At 66.1% G+C, this 18,363-nt stretch carries 16 protein-coding genes and 1 tRNA gene; 8 read left to right on the top strand and 9 right to left on the bottom strand.

The window, feature by feature from the left end; translation table 11 throughout:
- Positions 1-190: 190 nt before the first annotated feature.
- Positions 191-817 carry an SOS response-associated peptidase family protein gene (locus FJQ54_RS10910; RefSeq protein WP_140928442.1) on the bottom strand — a complete coding sequence of 209 codons (627 nt, stop codon included), beginning with the start codon at positions 815-817 and terminating at the stop codon, positions 191-193.
- A 571-nt stretch (positions 818-1,388) separates the two neighbouring features.
- Here FJQ54_RS10910 and FJQ54_RS10915 point away from each other — a divergent pair.
- The 4 genes from FJQ54_RS10915 to FJQ54_RS18000 all read left to right on the top strand — a co-directional run bounded on the left by FJQ54_RS10915 (position 1,389) and on the right by FJQ54_RS18000 (position 4,593).
- Positions 1,389-2,654 carry an amidohydrolase gene (locus FJQ54_RS10915; RefSeq protein WP_207790410.1) on the top strand — a complete coding sequence of 422 codons (1,266 nt, stop codon included), beginning with the start codon at positions 1,389-1,391 and terminating at the stop codon, positions 2,652-2,654.
- Between the two features lie 58 nt (positions 2,655-2,712).
- Positions 2,713-3,081 carry a hypothetical protein gene (locus tag FJQ54_RS10920; RefSeq protein WP_140928444.1) on the top strand — a complete coding sequence of 123 codons (369 nt, stop codon included), beginning with the start codon at positions 2,713-2,715 and terminating at the stop codon, positions 3,079-3,081.
- A complete protein-coding gene (locus tag FJQ54_RS10925; RefSeq protein ID WP_140928445.1) occupies positions 3,078-3,524 on the top strand; it encodes a hypothetical protein in 447 nt (148 codons plus the stop codon). Before FJQ54_RS10920 ends, FJQ54_RS10925 begins: the two co-directional genes overlap by 4 nt.
- Positions 3,525-3,594: 70 nt before the next feature.
- Positions 3,595-4,593, top strand: coding sequence for an AraC family transcriptional regulator (locus FJQ54_RS18000; RefSeq protein ID WP_140928446.1), 999 nt, complete (start codon positions 3,595-3,597; stop codon positions 4,591-4,593).
- A gap of 25 nt (positions 4,594-4,618) precedes the next feature.
- Here FJQ54_RS18000 and FJQ54_RS10935 read toward each other — a convergent pair whose 3' ends face one another.
- The 7 genes from FJQ54_RS10935 to FJQ54_RS10965 form a co-directional block, all read right to left on the bottom strand.
- Entirely contained in the window at positions 4,619-6,382 is a 1,764-nt protein-coding gene (locus FJQ54_RS10935) for a DUF885 domain-containing protein (RefSeq protein ID WP_140928447.1), read from the bottom strand.
- A 292-nt stretch (positions 6,383-6,674) separates the two neighbouring features.
- Positions 6,675-6,750: transfer RNA gene (locus tag FJQ54_RS10940), tRNA-Lys, on the bottom strand.
- A gap of 114 nt (positions 6,751-6,864) precedes the next feature.
- The gene (rodA, locus tag FJQ54_RS10945; RefSeq protein WP_140928448.1) at positions 6,865-7,980 is read right to left on the bottom strand and encodes a rod shape-determining protein RodA; all 1,116 of its coding nucleotides are present in this window, start codon (positions 7,978-7,980) and stop codon (positions 6,865-6,867) included.
- Complete coding sequence (mrdA, locus tag FJQ54_RS10950) at positions 7,977-9,923, bottom strand: penicillin-binding protein 2 (protein WP_140928449.1); 1,947 nt, start codon at positions 9,921-9,923, stop codon at positions 7,977-7,979. Before mrdA ends, rodA begins: the two co-directional genes overlap by 4 nt.
- A 4-nt stretch (positions 9,924-9,927) precedes the next feature.
- Positions 9,928-10,443 carry a rod shape-determining protein MreD gene (gene mreD, locus FJQ54_RS10955; RefSeq protein ID WP_140928450.1) on the bottom strand — a complete coding sequence of 172 codons (516 nt, stop codon included), beginning with the start codon at positions 10,441-10,443 and terminating at the stop codon, positions 9,928-9,930.
- Complete coding sequence (gene mreC / locus FJQ54_RS10960; RefSeq protein WP_140928451.1) at positions 10,440-11,513, bottom strand: rod shape-determining protein MreC; 1,074 nt, start codon at positions 11,511-11,513, stop codon at positions 10,440-10,442. Before mreC ends, mreD begins: the two co-directional genes overlap by 4 nt.
- 10 nt (positions 11,514-11,523) lie before the next feature.
- Entirely contained in the window at positions 11,524-12,570 is a 1,047-nt protein-coding gene (locus FJQ54_RS10965) for a rod shape-determining protein (RefSeq protein WP_140928452.1), read from the bottom strand.
- A 231-nt stretch (positions 12,571-12,801) separates the two neighbouring features.
- Between FJQ54_RS10965 and mutL the strand changes: the two genes are divergently transcribed.
- The 4 genes from mutL to FJQ54_RS17510 all read left to right on the top strand — a co-directional run bounded on the left by mutL (position 12,802) and on the right by FJQ54_RS17510 (position 16,226).
- Positions 12,802-14,622: a DNA mismatch repair endonuclease MutL gene (mutL, locus tag FJQ54_RS10970; protein ID WP_235890407.1), complete on the top strand. Its 1,821-nt coding sequence runs from the start codon at positions 12,802-12,804 to the stop codon at positions 14,620-14,622.
- A gap of 119 nt (positions 14,623-14,741) precedes the next feature.
- Entirely contained in the window at positions 14,742-15,401 is a 660-nt protein-coding gene (locus FJQ54_RS10975; protein ID WP_140928453.1) for an MliC family protein, read from the top strand.
- A gap of 16 nt (positions 15,402-15,417) precedes the next feature.
- Entirely contained in the window at positions 15,418-15,735 is a 318-nt protein-coding gene (locus FJQ54_RS10980) for an MliC family protein (protein WP_140928454.1), read from the top strand.
- Positions 15,736-15,746: 11 nt separating this feature from the next.
- Positions 15,747-16,226 (top strand): MliC family protein, encoded by a 480-nt coding sequence (locus FJQ54_RS17510; protein WP_181160108.1) that lies wholly within the window; start codon positions 15,747-15,749, stop codon positions 16,224-16,226.
- 359 nt (positions 16,227-16,585) lie between these two features.
- Here the strand turns inward: FJQ54_RS17510 and FJQ54_RS10990 are convergent, their stop codons facing one another.
- Positions 16,586-18,118, bottom strand: a complete 1,533-nt coding sequence (locus FJQ54_RS10990; RefSeq protein ID WP_140928455.1) for a 2-isopropylmalate synthase — start codon at positions 18,116-18,118, stop codon at positions 16,586-16,588.
- Between the last annotated feature and the right edge of the window lie 245 nt (positions 18,119-18,363).

Below are 18,363 nucleotides of genomic sequence, written 5' to 3' on the forward strand. Positions count from 1 at the left end.
TATATGTTCTTATCCGAATTCGACTCATCAGCTGTCAACCCAGTTGCGCTTACCCGTGTTGGCTGTGACCAAGCGGGAACCTCTGTCTAGACGTAAGCGTCCGGTTTTCAGCGAGGCGTTTCTGCCTTCGAACGCGGCTCTGTTGGCGGAAACAGCTTAACGCATCTGTTCATATCGGAGCGATTGCTCGTCAGCGCACGGTCATCATAGCTGCAGAATAGGGTCTGATTAGTTGGCGTGCTCTGGGCCAGTCGCCGTGAAGCCAGAGGTCCCGTGCTTCGGGGTTGGCTGGAAGTATCGCCGGCATTGCGTCACGGCCCGCCATCTGCAGCACGTCATTTGGCGGGCAGGTCAACAGCGCAAAACTCGGAACCTCGCTGTCCTTCCACACACCTGCCAGGGCGAACAGAGGCTGGTCAGCGCAGCCGACCCAATGCCGCAGGCGACGACCATCCCGGTCTTTCCCCTTTCCCGGAACCAGGAACGCTGTGGCCGGTACCAGGCAGCGGAACTCGGCGTTGCGCAGGTTGCCAATCCAGAACGGGCTGTCGGCATTGCGCACGCTCAACACGCCGTAACCAGCTTCGGTCGAGAGTGGTCCCGGAGGGGGCACGCCCCACACACGCGGCACGATCCGCGCCGTCAGCAGCTTGCCGGCGGGGCGTGGGCCGGCAATGAAATCGCGCCCGGCGGTGACGACAGGCGCAAAACCGCCCGGCGCAATCTGGCCGCCCGCCCACGGATCCTCTCCGGCCCTGGCGTTGAAGGCTCGGGCAATATCGGCGGAGGTTGAATCGAGGCGATAGAGCGCGGTCATGAGTGGCATCGCCTATGTGCCGTCACCCGCTGACTGTCGAACATCGACTTTGCCTTGGCAAGCGGATGGCAGAACGGACGTGCTTCATTGTCGCCCGCAACCGTTCGTCACCTGTTCGTCTGGAGGAGAAGATAGCCGACACTGCAACGCGGCGTGAACGTAGAACTGCTTTCACGGGAGCCGTTGCAGGTTCGAACGACTGCTATGTCGGCGGCCACTGACGATAGAGCATCTCGTTTACACCGAGATGCCCTGTTTCTCATGGCTGGCCGGGCGGACCGGGCCTGATGCCCCGTTTGCCCCGCGCGATCTGCAAAGCCAAAATCCCAATTCGCTGCGGCTATCGGATAGCGGACCATTGCCCTCCTGTTTATCCCGGATGCGAGGGAAGTCGATGGTTGCGGGGGCGGTTTCCAGTCCAGAACCTGCTGACCGACACTCCATCGACTGTCAGAAACCGGGGGCAGAATTCATGCGTTCCATCAGACGACACACGCGGCTTTTTCTTGCAGTTGCCGCCCCGTTTGCCCTGTTTCCCTGCAGCGCTGCACTCGCGGCACCTTCTGCGGCAGTGGTTGCCGAGGCTGACAAGCGCATAACGGCCGACATCGCGCGGTTGACGGCGATGTACAAGGATATCCACCAGAACCCCGAACTCGCCTTTCATGAAACGCGCACCGCCGCGATCGTCGCCAAAGAGCTGAAGGCGCTGGGGTTCGACGTGAAAACCGGGATCGGCGGCACCGGTGTCGTCGGCATCCTGAAGAACGGCCCCGGCCCCGTGGTAATGTACCGCGCCGACATGGATGCGAACGCCGTCGCCGAGGAGAATGATCTTCCCTATCGCAGCAAGGTGAAGGCCATACGCGAAGACGGCTCGGAATCGCCGGTTGCGCATATGTGCGGGCATGACGCGCATGTGACGTGGATGCTGGGCATGGCGAAGGCGCTGGCCGGGATGAAGGGCCAGTGGGGCGGCACCGTGGTGCTGGTGGGCCAGCCCGCCGAAGAACCGATCACCGGTGCGAAGGCGATGGTGGACGCGGGCCTTTATGAGAAGTTCGGCGTGCCGAAGCCCGATTATTTCATCGGCATCCACACCGCGCCGCTGCCCACGGGCACGGTCGTGGCCGCGCCGGGGCCGCTGATGGCTGGCACCGATCAGGTGGATATCCTGATGAAGGGCGTGGGCGGCCATGGCTCCATGCCGCAGATGACGAAAGACCCGGTGGTGATGGCGGCGCTGGCCGTGGTGCAATATCAGGCCATCGTCAGCCGCACCGTCACACCGCAGGAAACCGCCGTGCTGACGGTGGGCTCCATTCAGGCCGGGGCTGACAACAATGTGATCCCGGCCACCGCGCTGCTGAAGGCCAATCTGCGCTGGTACAGCGAGGCGACGCGGCAGCAGATGCTGAAGGGCATCAAGGCCGTCAGCGAAGGCATCGCCCGCACCTATGGCATGCCCGAGGATCAAATGCCTGTCATCACGATGAAGGGCAGTTCGACGCCACTGGTGAACGACAAGGAATTGTCGGCCCGGCTGGGCAAGACGTTGCAGGGCGTGCTGGGGGAAAAGGCGGTGATCAGCGCCTTCCCGCCCGCCACCGGATCGGAGGATGTGCACCTGCTGCTGGGGCCTTACACCGACGTGCCCTTCAGCTTCCTTGTGGTGGGCGTGGCCGATCCGGACCTGTTCGCCAAGGCGCAGAAAGAGGGGAAACAATTCCCCTATGCGGCGCATAATCCGGGGTTCCTTGTCGATCTGAAGGCCATTCCAGAGGGCACGAAGGTGGCGACGGTCGCCATGCTTGATCTGCTGGGCAAGCCTGAGTAACGATTCCGCAACCGGCGGGGGCGGCGGTGGTGGCGTCTCCGCATTCAAAGGATGACGCATGACGCGCAAATTTCTGCTCGCACTGGCCGGGCTTTCGGCGTTGCAGTCTCCGGTTCTGGCGGCCGAAGACAATCTTCTCGACGTCACCTGCGGCCAATATCTGACGGCATTGTCGGTTGCCGCGCCAAAGGCTGGCGCAAGCAAGGCCGAGCAGCAACTGGCCGCTCAGGCACAGGATGATATTGCGCAAGGGCTGATGTGGATTCACGGCTATTTGTCCGGCCGGGACGCGGCGGCCGGCAAGCCGGCACCGATGTTGACGCGAAGCTGGCTGACGGCGCAGATCACGCCACTGGCGAAGGCTTGCCGGGAACGCAGCCCCGATGGCTCGATGCAACTGCTCGATATCGTGAAGGCCGGCCTGTGATCGGCTCCGGCGGCCGACAGCCCTTGTCGCGCGGGGCTTTGTTCGCAATCGCCACCGTTCTGGCTGCCTTGCCTCCGGTCACGGCGCATGCAGATGCGAAATCGAAGGACGAGAAGAACTGGGTGGAGCGAGTGGAAAATCGCCGCGATGCCCGACGCGCGGGGATCGTGGCGGGCGCAGTGACGGCACAGGTGGCAGGTGCCGCGAACCGCAGCCGGGCCGATCGCGACTATCAGCAGTGTCAGGACAATGTCGCCACCGCGCAAAGCGTGGCGCAGCAGGCAAATGGGCAGCCGGCCGATCCCAATGCGGATTATGCCGCGCAAAGGGCCGGCTATGATTGCGAGGTGCAGCGCTATGAGGATCGGGCCGATGGCCGCAGGGCCGCGAATCGCACCGCCGTCGTCGCCGGGATCGTCACGCGCGAAGTCGTGAAGGACTGACCCGCCCCGCCTCTGCCGGTGGCAATCCGCGCCGGGTTATGAGACACTCGGGCATCCGGGGGGGTGTTGCATGATGATCAGCGACGGCAGATCCCAGCCATTTCTGGCCCGCTCCGTTCGTTCCAACGATCTGGACGAATTCTCCGCCGTGATCCCCGGCGGCACCTTCGGGGCTGTGGCGTTGACGGACCAGCAGGCTTTTTCGGCAACCGTGCGGATCGTCGATTTCGGTCGCGGGCTTTACCTGCGCAGCGTGCAGACGCTGGGCGCGCTGGGCATCCGTTCCAGCTTCGAGAATGACGACGAGGAGACGATCACCTATCTGTTCCCGGCCTTCGGCAGCCCCGGCCTGACGGTGGACGGGCGGGAGGTCGGCCCGGGGCAGGTCATCACCCGCCAGCGCGGCGACACGCCCTATTTCCGCACCGCCGGGCCACAGGAATTGTCCGTGCTGATCGTCCGGCCGGACATTCTGCTCAAGACCCTCTCCGCCTTTGGCGGCAAGGATCGGCTGCGGCTGTTGCAGGCGCCTGCACGCTCAGGCGCGATCGAGCCCGGTCGGCTGGCCCGGCTGAAAAGCCGCCATCGGGAGCTCACTCGCCTGCAACAGGATTGGGGGCTGGCCGATATGCCCGCAACGGCAAGGGCGGTGGAGATCGTCCGGGGTGAGATCACCGCGCTCGTCGCCGACGCCTTGCTCAGCGGCGAGACGCGGGTGGACCATAAGGCGCGGCAGTTGCAGACCCGCTCCATGGCTCGGATCGAGCGCTTCATCGACGGGGCGCGCGGCAGCGCCGCCGGGCTGCAGGAAATGTGCGAGGCCACCGGACTTGCGCTGCGCACGGTGGAGGCGATCGCGCGGGATCGCACGGGCATGTCGGCACAGGCCTATTTCCGCTGCCGCCGTCTTGGCTTCGCACGTGAGGATTTGCTGAGGCCCACGCGGGCCACCAGTGTGACCGACGTCGCCCTGCACAACGGCTTCGCCCATTTCGGCCGCTTCGCCGCTTACTATCGCGAGGCCTATGGCGAAACGCCTTCGGAAACGCTGCGCCGCGCCAGCCGCTGAGGCCCGCCCTTGTGAGGCCTGCGGATCAGAGTTTCGCCAATTGCTGTTTCAGCGTGTCCAGCCCCAGCGGCCCCATCGCCAGCGCGTCTGCATGCCATTTGCGCCGGTTGAAGGCGGCCCCGGCCTTCGCCATCGCATCGGCCCGGCAATTCAGCCAGACCCGTTCGCCCAGCTTGTAGGCGCAGGCCTGCGCGGGCCAGCCATAATAGCGCTCCACCTCCATTGCGGCGGCGTCCCGCCCCAGCCCGGAGGCCCGGTCGATCAGAGGGATGGCGGTGGCGGCGGTCCATGGCTGGCCCGCGCCTTCCATGCCCGACGGGATCTTGCGGCCGGTGTGCAGGCCGATGTCCACGAACACGCGCGCCGCACGGAACGACTGCATGGAAAGAAACCCCAGCCGCTTTTGTGGCGTGTCGAACCAGCCCAGTTCGTCCATCAGCCGTTCGGCATAGAGCGCCCAGCCCTCCGCATGCCCGGCAGCACCCGCGACCCGCTGCAATCGCACCAGATCCAGCAGGCGGGAGCCGCCGATCTGGATATGATGGCCGGGCACGCTTTCATGATAGATGGTGCTGTTGGCGCTCCAAGTGGGAAGTTCAGTTTTGCCCAGCGTCGGCCAGACGACCGTCCCTGGCGTCGAAAAATCCTCTGACGGCGCGACATAGAAGGGCATTGCACCCGAACCGGCCTCCGTCATCTGCACTTTGCAGGTGCGCAGCTGCGGCGGGATGTCGAATTCGCTTTCGCCAAGCTTCGCGATGGCGCGATCCACTTCCGCCTGCGCCCAGTCCCGGAAGGGGGCGACCGCCAGCGACTGTTTCGGATCGCCGTCCAGTTGCGTGCGGATATCCTCGAAACTGGCGCCTGCGCGGATGCGGCCGCTTTCCTTTGTTTTCTCGGCCTCCAGCCGGTGGAACTCCTCCACCGCCCAACCATAGGCTTCATCCAGATCGAGCGTGCGCAGGCCCAGCCACAGATCGGTGTAGAGCAGGTAGCGCTCGCTGCCGATCCCGTCTTCCGGGCTGGCCTTGGGCGCATAGCTTTGCGCCAGCCACTGCCCCAGTTCGCCATAGGTGCGATCCGCTTTTGCGGCAGCGGCGGCCAGCGGCCCGGCCAGCGCGCCGCCCGGATAGCGCGCCGCGAACTTCGCGAACCAGCCTTGCGAGGCCCAGCCGCTGCACTGTTTCGCGACAGCCAGCGTCATTGAACGCGGCGCTGGAAGGTTGCGCACCAGCCCCAGTTCAAGGCTCTGCCGATAGCCGGCCATCGCCGTCGGCACGGCCTCGAGCCGATGCAGGATGTTCGCCCAGTCCCGGTCGCGTGCATCCGCCGAGACCGGCACATCCCCACTTTGCCCCTGCGACATCTGTTCGAACGAGGTGAGCAGCAGCGCCGGCGGGCCGATAAAGATATGGGTGCTCATTTTCCGGTAAGGCTCACCCGCCTCGATCCCGGCGAGAATGGCGCGGGCGGTATCCTCCAGAAACGCCGCACCCAGTTCCTCCTTGCGGTTCAGCGGCGGTGTGTCCGCCAGCTCCGCAAGCGTCGCGCGCATCAGCGCGGCGGCCTTCTCCGCCCCGGCGGGCGACCAGTCGCTGATGGCGCTACTGTTGCGCTCCAGTCCGAACACCTTGCCCACCAGTGTCGGGTTGATGCGAACATAGGCGTCCAGAAAATCGTCGCATATCTGCGTAACCGTGCGGCCCGCGCGAGCGAATGCCGGATTGAAGCCCGTCAACCCTGCCATAGTGCCGAACCCGGCAGCGTAGAGAAAATGCCGCCGCTTCATCCTGCCCCCCTCGCAATCCGTAAACCGCCCGGCAGTGGACAGCCGGCACGATCCTATCTCACCCCGCGATTGCGGCTATCCGATATCCGCCGCGAAGTTCATTTTGCTGTTGTCCGGAAGGCTCTCTGCCACACCACTGCGCTGGAATTGGGATAGACTACCGGCAACGCCAATGTGAGCGAATGGCTGATACTGAAGGGGCGGGTTAAGGCCACCGACTTACGAGCCATATTTCGTCACCGCGCAGACCTATTGCGTGGCGGCATAAGCAGCTGTTTTTATTTGGAAAATATGGTGGACGCACTAGGGCTCGAACCTAGGACCCGCTGATTAAGAGTCAGCTGCTCTACCAACTGAGCTATGCGTCCGGAACCATTTGCCGGGGGCTTGCCCCGTGGCCCGCTTCGGGGTTGTGCACCCCGTGGGAGGCGGGCGTTTACAAAGCGAAGGCCAGCTTGTCCAGCCGATTCTCGCATCCTTGCTCAGATATGTTCCAGCTCCCGCTGCCGGTACACGCCCATCAGGATGCCCAGTGCGATCATCACTGTCAGCGCTGCGCTGCCGCCATAGCTGACCAGCGGGAAGGGAATGCCCACCACCGGGGCCAGCCCCATCACCATCATGCTGTTGATCAGCACATAGAAGAAAATCGTCATCGAAAGCCCGGCGGCCAGCATCCGCGCGAAGCGGGTTCGCGCCGACATCCCTGTGCGGATGCCCCAGTTCAGCACCAGCCCATAGGCGATCAGCAGCAGCGCGCCGCCCATCAGCCCCCATTCCTCGGCCATGGTGGCGAACACGAAATCGGTGTGCTGTTCCGGCAGATATTGCAGATGGCTTTGCGAGCCTTCCATGAAGCCCTTGCCGAAAATCCCGCCGGATCCGATGGCGATCTTCGATTGGGTGATGTGATAGCCCGCCCCCAGCGGATCGGCGGAGGGATCGAGGAAGATCAGCACGCGCCGCTTCTGGTAATCGTGCAGCATATTATAGAGCAAGGGCAGCGAAGCCAGCCCCGCCACGCCCGGAATGATGAACCATTTCAGCGGCAGCCCGCCCAGGAACATCATCGTCATGCCGCCCGCCACGATCATCAGCGCGGTGCCCAGATCGGGCTGCAGCATCACCAGCGCCGCCGGCACGCCGATCATTGCCAGCGGCGGCCAGATTCCCGCCAGCTTCGCCGGATAGCCGCGCGGCAGGAAATGATAGAAACGCGCCAGCGCCAGCACCACGGCGATCTTCATGAACTCCGAAGGCTGCAACCGGATAAAGCCCAGATCCAGCCAGCGCTGCGAGCCGCCGGCGATGCCACCCACCACCTCCACGCCGATCAGCGCCACCAATATCACGGCATACAGCGGATAGGCGATCTTCAGCCACAGCCCCAGCGGCACCTGCGCCAGCACGATCGCCAGCCCCATGAACAGGCTGAGCCGCACCGCATGGTTCAGCGCCCATGGCTGCATGCTGCCGCCCGCCGCCGAATAGAGCACGACAACCGCGAAGGTGCCAATCGCCCCCACAAGGAAGATGATCCGCCAGGGCAGTTGCAGCGCCCGTTGCGGCCAGCGCGAATTCAGCAGATTCTGGATCATCGCGCCGGCCCTCCCGCGGCTGGGGCAGGTATGGCTCCGGCCGGGTTGGCCGCCGCTATCCGCGCCGCGAGAGCGTCCGCTTCAGCCTTAGCGGCGGCTGCTTCCGCTGCCCGCCGCGCCCGATCGCGCGCCTCCAGCACACCCGCCAGCTGCTTCTCGGCGGCCTCCCGGTCATAGATGTAAGTCAGCACGTCGCGCGCGATGGGGGCCGCCGCCCGCGATCCGCCGATGCCATGTTCCACCACCACGCTGATGGCATAGCGCGGATTGTCCACCGGCGCGAAGCCGATGAACAGCGCATGGTCGCGGAACTTCCACGGCACATTCGCGCCGCCCCGCGAGCTGCCGGATATCCGCCGCACCTGCGCCGTCCCCGTCTTGCCGCCCATCGCCACGCCGGGCACGCGCAGCATCGATCCGCGCGCGGTGCCGCCGGGGCCGTTCACCACATCGTTCATGCCGCCGCGCACCACGTCCAGATACTCGGCTGGGATGGGCAGGGCCGCGAACGGCTTCGGCTCCGGTCCCACCAGCATGCGCGGCTCCACCATGCGTCCTGTGGCGATCCGCGCCGTCATCACCGCCAGTTGCAGCGGGTTCACCACCACATAGCCCTGGCCGATCGCCATGTTCAGCGTGTCGCCCACCGTCCATTCCTTGCCGAACCGCTCCTTCTTCCAAGCCGGATCGGGGATTTCGCCCGCACGCTGCACCGGCATCGGAATGTCGAACTTATGATCCAGCCCCAGCGTGCGTGCCATGTCTGCCACGGCCTGCGCTCCCACCCGCCGTGCCATGGTGTAGAAATAGACGTTGCAGCTTTTGGCGATGCCGGATCGCATCGCCACAGTGCCATGGCCGGATCGCTTGTGGCAGTGCCACACCGCCTTGCCATATCGATAACTGCCGCCGCAGAACACCGGGTCCGTCGGCAGCACGCCATGGGCCAGCGCCGCCAGCGCGGTGACGGGCTTGAAGGTGGAGCCGGGCACATAAAGGCCCTGCAACGTCTTGTTCAGCAGGGGCTTTTTCTCGTCCGCCTGCAAATCCTTCCACAGCTGCGCCGGGATGCGGTTGGAAAACACATTGGGATCGAACGCCGGCATGGAGAGCAGGCATTTGATGTCGCCCGTCACCACGTCGATCACCGTGACGGAGCAGCTTTCATTGCCCACCCGCGCGGCGGTGAAGGCCTGCAAGCCCCGGTCGATCGTCAGGTGCACGGTGCTGCCCGGCGTGTCGGGCCGTGTGTCCAGCTCGGCGACGATGCGCCCGCGCGCATTCACTTCCACCCGCCGCGCGCCGGGCTTGCCGCGCAGCTCGGCATCCTTCGAACGCTCCACCCCGTCCTTGCCGATGCGGAAGCCCGGCAGCATGTAGAGCGGGTCTTTGGTTTCCCGATATTGCTCCGCCGTGGGGCGGCCGACATAGCCGGTCACATGGGCGAAGGCCTCGCCATCCGGGTAATGGCGCACATAGGTGCGCAGCGGCTGCAACCCCGGCATATCCGCCAACTCAAGGTTCAGCGCGGCAAAGGCGTCCCAGCCGATGTCGTTGGCGATGATCAGCGCGGCAGACGGCGGCAGATCCTTCGCATCGTCGCGGATACGGGCCAGATCGGCGGGGGCCAGCGGCACGATGGTGGAAATCCGCGCCAGCGCCGCTTCGAAATCCCCGGCCAGAGAGGGGATCAGTTCCACCGCATAGGCGGGGCGGTTGGTGGCGATGGCCGCACCGGCCGCATCGACGATCCAGCCACGCCGGGGCGGGATCAGGTGCAGCGCCACCCGGTTTTCTTCGGCGGCGACCTTGTATTTGTCGGCCTGCGCGATGGAGAGCTGCGCCATCCGCCCGATCAGCAGGGCGCCTGCACCCACCTGCACCGATCCAAGGAAGAAGGCGCGGCGATCGAACTGGCGTCCGGCTTCCCCGTCGTCCGCCATCGGATCAGCCGCCCAGATCGGTCAGGCGGCGCTGGGTCCGCGCGCCCAGCGTCGCGGCAAGGGGATAGGCGATCAGCGTCACCGCGCCCTGCACAAGGAAGGGCAGCAGCGGCGCGGACGAGCCCAGAAAGCTGTTCAGCTGCCACGCCAGCAGCTGCGCCAGCATCACCAGCAGGGCGGCAAAGGCCCAGTCCACGGCAAGGCTGTGGCCCTCCACCCGTTCTTCCGCCACGCGCACTACGCCCACGGCCAGCGGGAAGATCAGCGCCCAGATGCCGATTCGGCCGCCGAACAGCAGGTCTGCGAACAGGCCCAGCAGGAAGCCCGCCCACACCGGCATCAGCCGCGGCTGGATGCTGGCCCACAGGATCACGAACAGCAGCGCCAGATTGGGCATCACGCCCCACGCCAGCGGCAGCGGCAGCGCCATCACCAGCAAAGACAGCAGAACGGTTCCGGCGGGCAGCAGGCGGCGGGCGATTTCCCCCGGCGTGATGCGTTCGCGGTTGAGGTTGCTCATCGCGCGGGCGCTGGCCGGGGCGGCTGTGCGGGGGGCGTCGAGGCGGCAGGCGGCGTTGTGGCCCCGGCCGCAGGCGGCGTTGAGGTTTGCGCCGCAGGCGGCTTGGCAGCGGGTGTTGCAGCGGCAGGCGCGGTTCCGGGCACCGCCGCAGGCACCACCTTGTCCGCCTCAGGCGCGGCGGGTGGCGCGGCCACGAAGCTCGGTGGCGGCAGCCAGGGCGCCTCGATCATCACCGTGCCAAGGCCGGTGGGGTTGGCCAGCGGCCGCGCGCGCGGCGGGTTCGCCTCCGCGTCGATGATCACGGCCACGGGAATGCCGGGCGGGAACAGCCCGCCGTCGCCCGATGTCACCAGCCGGTCGCCCACGCGAATCTTGTCAGAGCCCGACGCGATGTCGAACTGGAAATCCAGCAGCGTGCCGCCGGTGCCCACGGCCAGCCCGGTCCAGCCGGTGCGCAGCACCTTCACCGGAATGCGGCTGTCGGCATCCGTCAGCAACATCATCCGCGACGCGCCTTGCCCCACGTCGGTCACCCGGCCCGCCAGCCCGCCCGATGCGATCACCGGCATGCGCGGCTTCACCCCGTCAGACAGGCCTGCCGACAGGATCGCCTGCCGCTGCCCCGCCTCGGCAGATACGGCGGAGGCCACGGCGGATGCCACCAGCCGCCGCTCGGGCCGCCGCAGCGCCAGCAGCGCCTCCATCCGGTCCAGCTCGGCGGCCAGCCGCTCCGTTTCTGCCGCGCGGCGCTGCGCCGCCTTCAGATCGGCGGCCAGTTCGCGGTTCTTGTCCACCACATTCATATGGTCGCCGATCAGCGCGCCCAGCCGCCGCACCCCTTCCACAGGCGCCATGGCGACGGAAATGATCGGAGACAGCGCATCGGCCGTCGCGCCGCGCATGCGGGTGCCCAGATCGGGGTTCACCCGCTGCAGCAACAGCATCAGCAGCGCGAAGGCGATCACCACGCCCGCGAACAGCGCGCCCAGCAGGGCAAGGTTGCTGTCGCGCCGGGCGAAGCTGGTGCGGCGCGCGGGGCGCAGGCGGTTTGGGGGCGGAAGGCGGCTCATCGGGGACCGGTCAGGCCCCCATCAGCACGCCGCGATAGACCGGGTCTTCCAGCGCCCGGCCGGTTCCCAGCGCCACGCAGGACAGCGGGTCTTCGGCAACCGTCACCGGCAGGCCGGTCGCCTGCCGCAGCGCTTCGTCCAGCCCGCCCAGCAGCGCGCCGCCGCCCGTCAACACGATGCCCTGATCGACGATGTCGGCCGCCAGTTCCGGCTGGGTGTTTTCCAGCGCCAGCCGCACCGATTCCACGATCTGCGACACCGGTTCAGACAGGGCATCCGCCACCTGCCCCTGATTGATGGTGATTTCCTTCGGCACCCCGTTCACAAGATCGCGGCCCTTGATTTCCACCGTCTGGCCAATGCCGTCGGCCGGGGGCAGGGCGGTGCCGATTTCCTTCTTGATCCGCTCCGCCGTGGCGTCGCCGATCAGCAGATTGTGGTTCCGGCGAACATAGTTGACGATGGCTTCGTCCATCTTGTCCCCGCCGACGCGCACGCTGGTGGTGTAAGCAAGCCCCCGCAGCGAAAGCACCGCGACTTCCGTGGTGCCGCCACCGATATCCACCACCATGGAACCGATCGGCTCCGTCACCGGCATGCCCGCGCCGATCGCGGCGGCCATCGGCTCCAGAATCAGGTGCACCTGCGAGGCGCCCGCGTTGTTCGCGGCATCGCGGATGGCGCGCCGTTCCACCGGGGTGGAGCCGGAGGGGATGCAGACCACGATTTCCGGCCCGCGCGGCACCCAGCTGGATTTGCCGTGCACCTTGTCGATGAAATATTTGATCATGTCCTCGGCCACCTCGATGTCCGCGATCACGCCGTCGCGCATCGGCCGGATGGCCTGAACATTGTCGGGCGTCTTGCCCATCATCAGCTTGGCGTCATTGCCCACCGCCTTCACCTGGCGGCGGCCGTTCACCGTTTCCAGCGCCACGACGGACGGTTCGTTGAGGACGATTCCGCGTCCGCGGACATAGACGAGCGTGTTGGCGGTTCCAAGGTCGATGGCCATGTCCTGGCTCAGGAAACCGAAAATGCGGCTGAAGAAGTTCACGGGTCTTACAGGCCTTTTGTCAGGCGGCTTTGGTGCCGGGGATCGCGAATCGGGGAAGCTGGGCCGCTTCATGCGCCTGTCGCAGACACTGTTGCGGATTGTCACGTCGAATAGGCGGTCCTCCGCGCCCACGCAAGGCACTCTGTGGGGCGCTGAACGGCGGCAAGCGATCGCTTGGGCGCTGCAAGTCGGCACTTGAGCGCAGCCGCTTCGCACGGCAACAGCAGTATCGTGAGCATAGCCGCCCCCATCCGCCGCCTGCCCAGCCATCTGGTGGACCGCATCGCCGCCGGAGAGGTGGTGGAGCGCCCCGCCAGCGTGGTGAAGGAACTGGTGGAAAACAGCCTGGACGCAGGCGCCAGCCGAATCGAAGTGCAGGTCGGCGGAGACGGCACCCAGCGCTTGCTCGTCACGGATGACGGCCATGGCATGACACCAGACAGCATGCGCCTCGCCATCGAGCGTCACGCCACCTCCAAGCTGCCTGGCGAAGATCTGCTCACCATCCACAGCTTCGGCTTTCGCGGCGAAGCGCTTCCGGCCATCGCCTCGGTCGCCCGCTTCACGCTGGAAAGCCGCCCGCCCGGCACCGAGAGCGGCTGGCGGCTGCAACTGGACGGCGGAGAGCTGCTGTTCGACGGCCCCGCGGGCCTCGCACCCGGCACCCGCATCGCCGTGGAGGGGCTGTTCGCCCGCATCCCCGCCCGCGCCAAATTCCTGAAAAGCCCACGCACGGAAATCTCGGCCATCCACGACACGCTGCGCCGCCTCGCCATGGCGCACCCCAACACCGCCTTCCGGCTGCTGCACGAAGGCCGCCGCCTGCTGGATGTCGCCGCCGAAGCGGAACCGGGCGTTTCCGGCCTTGCGCGCAGGGTGCAGGCGCTGCTGGCAGACGGCGCGGATATGGTGCCGGTGGATTTCCTCCGCCCCGATTTACAGATCGGCGGCCTCGCCGGGCTGCCCGCCGCCTCCCGCGCGACATCCGAGCATCAATATCTGTTCGTGAACGGCCGCCCGGTGAAGGATCGGCTGCTGGTGGGCGCGCTGCGCGGGGCCTATGCCGAGCGCCTGCCCGCCGGCCGCCACGCCGCCGCGGCGCTGTTCATCACCCTGCCGACAGACGAAGTGGATGTGAACGTCCACCCGGCCAAAACCGAAGTGCGCTTCCGCGATCCGGCGCGCATCCGCGCCAGCCTGATCTCCGCCGTGCGCGCGGCGCTGGAAGCGGCGGGCATCCGCCCGGTGCAGGCGGCAGGGCAGGCGCTGGCGGCCGCCTTCGCCGCGCCGGTTCCGAACGAGGAGCAGTTCAGTCTGGAAGCCGTCGCCACGCAGCGCTTCCTCACCGACATCGGCTATCCTAAACAGGTTTCGGAGGCATCCCGCGACTGGGTTCGTCCGCAAGGCCGCTCGCCTGAAACCCTCGCCTCCGCGAACCTCGCCCAGCCATGGCCCGTCGCCGAATCCCCGCCCGCTTATCCGCTGGGCCTCGCGCGGGGGCAGGTGGCCAATGCCTATATCGTCGCCGAAAGCGCCGATTCGCTGGTGCTGGTGGATCAGCACGCCGCGCATGAACGGCTGGTGTTGGAAGCGATGCGCGGCCGGGCAGGCGGCGCGCCGCTCGCTCAGCCGCTGCTGGTGCCCGAAACCGTGCAGCTGGATGATCATGCCGCCGCCGCGCTGGAAGCCGCCGCGCCGCAATTGATGGAACTGGGCCTCGAACTGGAACGCTTCGGGCCGGAGACTATCCTCGTCCGCGCGCTGCCTGCCGCGCTGGGGCAGCCGCCGCTGAAGCCGCTCCTCACCGATCTGGCGGATGAACTGGCCGCGGGGGACGGCCCCGCCGCACTGACGGCCCGGCTGGATCATATCGCCGCCACCATCGCCTGCCACGGCAGCGTCCGCGCGGGTCGGGCGCTGTCTCTTGCGGAAATGAATGCGCTGCTGCGGCAGATGGAGGCGGTGCCCGCCAGCGGCACCTGCAACCATGGCCGCCCCACATTCCTTCGCCTGACGAAGAGCGACCTCGAAAAACTGTTCCACCGCAGATAATTGGTCAGATAATTGATGGGCCGCAATCCGTTCGTCGCAAAGTTCTGCCACTGGCTTGACGCAGATATCCAGCCGGGCAATTCCTGCGCCACTAGTTGAGAGTTCAGGTGGGAGTGGAAATGATGATGAAATTCATGTTGCCGTTGCTGGCAGGCGCGACTGTGCTTGCCGCCTGTTCCACCCCCTCCACGCCGTCCATGCGCCCGGCTCCGGTGTTCGCGGTGAACTATCGCTGCGCCAATGGCGAAGCCGTCACCATCCGCTATTTCGATGAACAGGGCACGGCCGTGCTGGTGCGCGGCGGGCAGACCACCGAACTGAACCGCGTCTCGTCCACGCCGCTCACCTATCAGGGCGGGCAGACGACTGTGATCGCCGACGCGGGCCGCATGGGCATCAATCTCACCGTCGGCGCGATGGCCACCACATCCTGCCAGGCCACCAGTGCCAGCGGCCGCCCGCCCGCGCCGCCGACAGCGCCCCCCATCTCACCCACGCCGCCGGTGGCCCCGCCGCCGCCGACTGCCCCCACCCCGCCCGCCGAAATGCGCGTCAGCTACAATTGCTCGAATGGTGAACAGATCAGCGTGCGCTACTTCCCGCAGCAGGGCGTCGCCTCGCTCAGCCGGGGCGGGCAGAACACCGAACTGCAACAGCAGGTCACGCCGCCCGGCTTCACCTACACCGGCCCCAGTACGGTGCTGCGCGTGGCGGATGATCGCATGCGGCTGACGATGACGGTGGGCATGATGTCCGGCACCAACTGTACGGCAGCTTAAGCTGGGGAGGGCCGTTATGAACCGCTTTCTGTTGCTCGCGCCCGTGCTGATTCTGGCAGCCTGCGCGCCCAAATCCGCCCCCAACTCTCTGGACGGACGGATGATGGGCACGTTCAACTGGATGTGCAGCGGCAATGTGCCAGCCACCGTGGTGTTCCACGAAGACCAGAAGCTGGCCGACCTCAGCATCAAGGGCGAAACCATCCAGTTGCACCGCCAGCCCACCACGCGGGGCTGGATCTACCAGTTCGGCTCCACCCAGATCAGCGGCAGCGAGAATCGCATGCAGATCAGCAGCCAGCAGTTCGGCAATCACGATTGCCGGGCCAATTGAGGAGAATGACGATGACGAAACCGATCCTGTTCGCGGGCCTTGCCGCCGCCGCCCTGCTGGCGGGCTGCAACAAGCCTGCCGCCGCGCCGGAAGCCCCCGCCCCCGAAGCCACCGCAGTTGCCCCCGAAGCGGTGCCCGCCCCGGAAGCGGCGGCCCCGGCAGCCCCCGCCGAACTGCCCACCGATCACACCACCCCCGCGCAGAAAGCGGAAGTGGAAAAGGCCGCTGCCGACGCAGGCGTACCCGCCACCAAGCAGAGCCGCACCACCTTCGTGTGCGACAATGAGGAAACCATCGAAGTCCGCTTCTTCCCGGATCAGGGCATCGCCGTTCTGGTGCGCGGCGGGCAGAATGTGGAGCTGAATCAGGAACCCACCGCGTCCGGCTTCAAATATTCGAACGGCCAGACGACGATTCAGGGCAAGGGCGACGAGCTGATGCTGAACGTCGGGATGATGGCGACTGCCAAGTGTAAGGCCAAAGGCGCCTGAAGCCTGGAGCCGGATTGCAAGGCAATCCGGCGAAGGCCTTCAGAGTCGCCGAAGGCCCGGCCAGCACGAAAAAGGGCGGGGATCACCCCGCCCTTTTTTTGCGTGACTGACGGCGCGGCTTTGCCGCGCTCTTTTCTTTCCTTTGTGTCTCTTCAGGCGGACTCGGCAGCTTGGCTGCCGACCGCACGCTCAGGCCCCTTTCCACCCGCTCAGGCTGAGCTTGTCGAAGCCCATGGGGCAGGCCCCCGGCCCTGCCGTTGTGCTTTCACGTCCGGGGCTTCGACAAGCTCAGCCTGAGCGGGTGGAAAGGAGATGCTTGTTTGGGGCCATTGCTCGTTTGCAGTGGCCGCCACCTGCCCTCAGGCCGCCAGAGCGCTGCGCCCCCGCTTCACCACCAGCTTGTTCAGCGCGTTCACATAAGCCCGTGCGCTGGCCACCAGCGTGTCGTTGTGCGCGCCCACGCCGCGCACGGTGCGGCCGTTTTCCGCCAGCACTACGCTCACTTCGGCTTGTGCGTCCGCGCCAGCCGTCACCGCCGACACTTCATACAGCTGCAGAGTCGCCTCATCATGCGGTACCAGCTTTTTCACGGCGTTGAACAGCGCGTCCACCGGGCCGTTGCCCTTGGTGGCCGCCGTCACTTCCTCGCCATCGATGGACAGCGTCAGGATCGCCCGTTGCGGACCCGTCGAGCCGCAATAGACTTCCACTTCCGTCACCTGAATGCGATCGTGCCCGCGCAGCACTTCATCGTCCACCAGCGCGACGATATCCTCGTCGAACACCTGCTTCTTGGCATCGGCCAGTGCCTTGAAGCGCTGGAAGGCATCCTGAAACTCATTGTCGGACAATTGATAGCCAAGGCTTTCCAGCTTGTCCTTGAAGGCGGCGCGGCCCGAATGCTTGCCCAGCACGAGGGAGGAGTGCGATTGCCCCACGCTTTCCGGCGTCATGATCTCGTAGGTGCTGCTGTCCTTCAGCATGCCGTCCTGATGGATGCCGCTTTCATGCGCGAAGGCATTGGCCCCCACGATCGCCTTGTTGGGCTGCACATGCATCCCCGTCACGGCGGAAATCAGCCGCGAGGCGCGGGTGATCTCGGTGGAAACGATGCCGGTGCGCCAGGGCAGAACATCGTGCCGCACCTTCAGCGCCATGGCGATTTCCTCCACCGCCGCGTTCCCGGCGCGCTCGCCGATGCCGTTGATGGTGGATTCCACCTGCCGCGCACCCGCTGCCACCGCCGCCAGCGTGTTGGCCACGCCCAGCCCCAGATCATTGTGGCAATGGGTGGAAAAGATGGCGAGATCGGCGTTGGACACGCGGGCGATCATGTCGCGGAACATCGCGCCATAGGTTTCCGGCGTCGCATAGCCCACGGTATCGGGCAGGTTGATGGTGCGTGCCCCCGCACGAATCGCGGTTTCGATGGCGCGTGCCAGAAACTCCGGCTCGGATCGGGTGGCGTCCTCGGCGGACCATTCCACATCGTCCACCAGATTGCGCGCGAGGCTCACGGATTCGCGGATCGATTCCAGCACCTGCTCGGGCGATTTGTTCAGCTTCACCTTCATGTGCAGCGGCGATGTCGCGATGAAGGTGTGGATGCGCGGCCGTTTCGCCACTTTCAGCGCGGCGGCGGCGCGTTCGATATCGGCCCGGGCTGCGCGCGCAAGGCTCGCCACCACGGCGCGCTGGCACTGCTGCGCCACGGCCTGCACCGCTTCGAAATCGCCGTCCGAGGCGATGGCGAATCCGGCTTCGATGATATCCACCCCCAGCGCTTCCAGCTGGGCGGCCACGCGCAGCTTTTCCTCCAGGTTCATGGAACAGCCGGGCGATTGCTCGCCGTCACGCAAAGTGGTGTCGAAAATCAGGATCTGGTCGGTCATGTCTGCCTCGAAAAAGCGAAATCTGGTCTGGGCCTGCTGGTCAACCCTTAGACGCATGCTCGCAGGGAGGCCGCCCACGGCCACCGGCACCGCGCCTAAGGGCGCGTAAGTCGAAGCAGGTTAAGGGCGGTGGCCGCTTTCATGACGAAGGGGCGCATAACATCGCCTGCTCCCCCCTGTAAAGCAGGGCTTTCACCGACACAAAGTTGTCAAGCCGCGCCCCCGCTCCTAAAGGCGCTGCAACG

The organism is Sandaracinobacter neustonicus (assembly GCF_006385875.1).
Taxonomy (GTDB): Bacteria; Pseudomonadota; Alphaproteobacteria; order Sphingomonadales; family Sphingomonadaceae; genus Sandaracinobacteroides; species Sandaracinobacteroides neustonicus.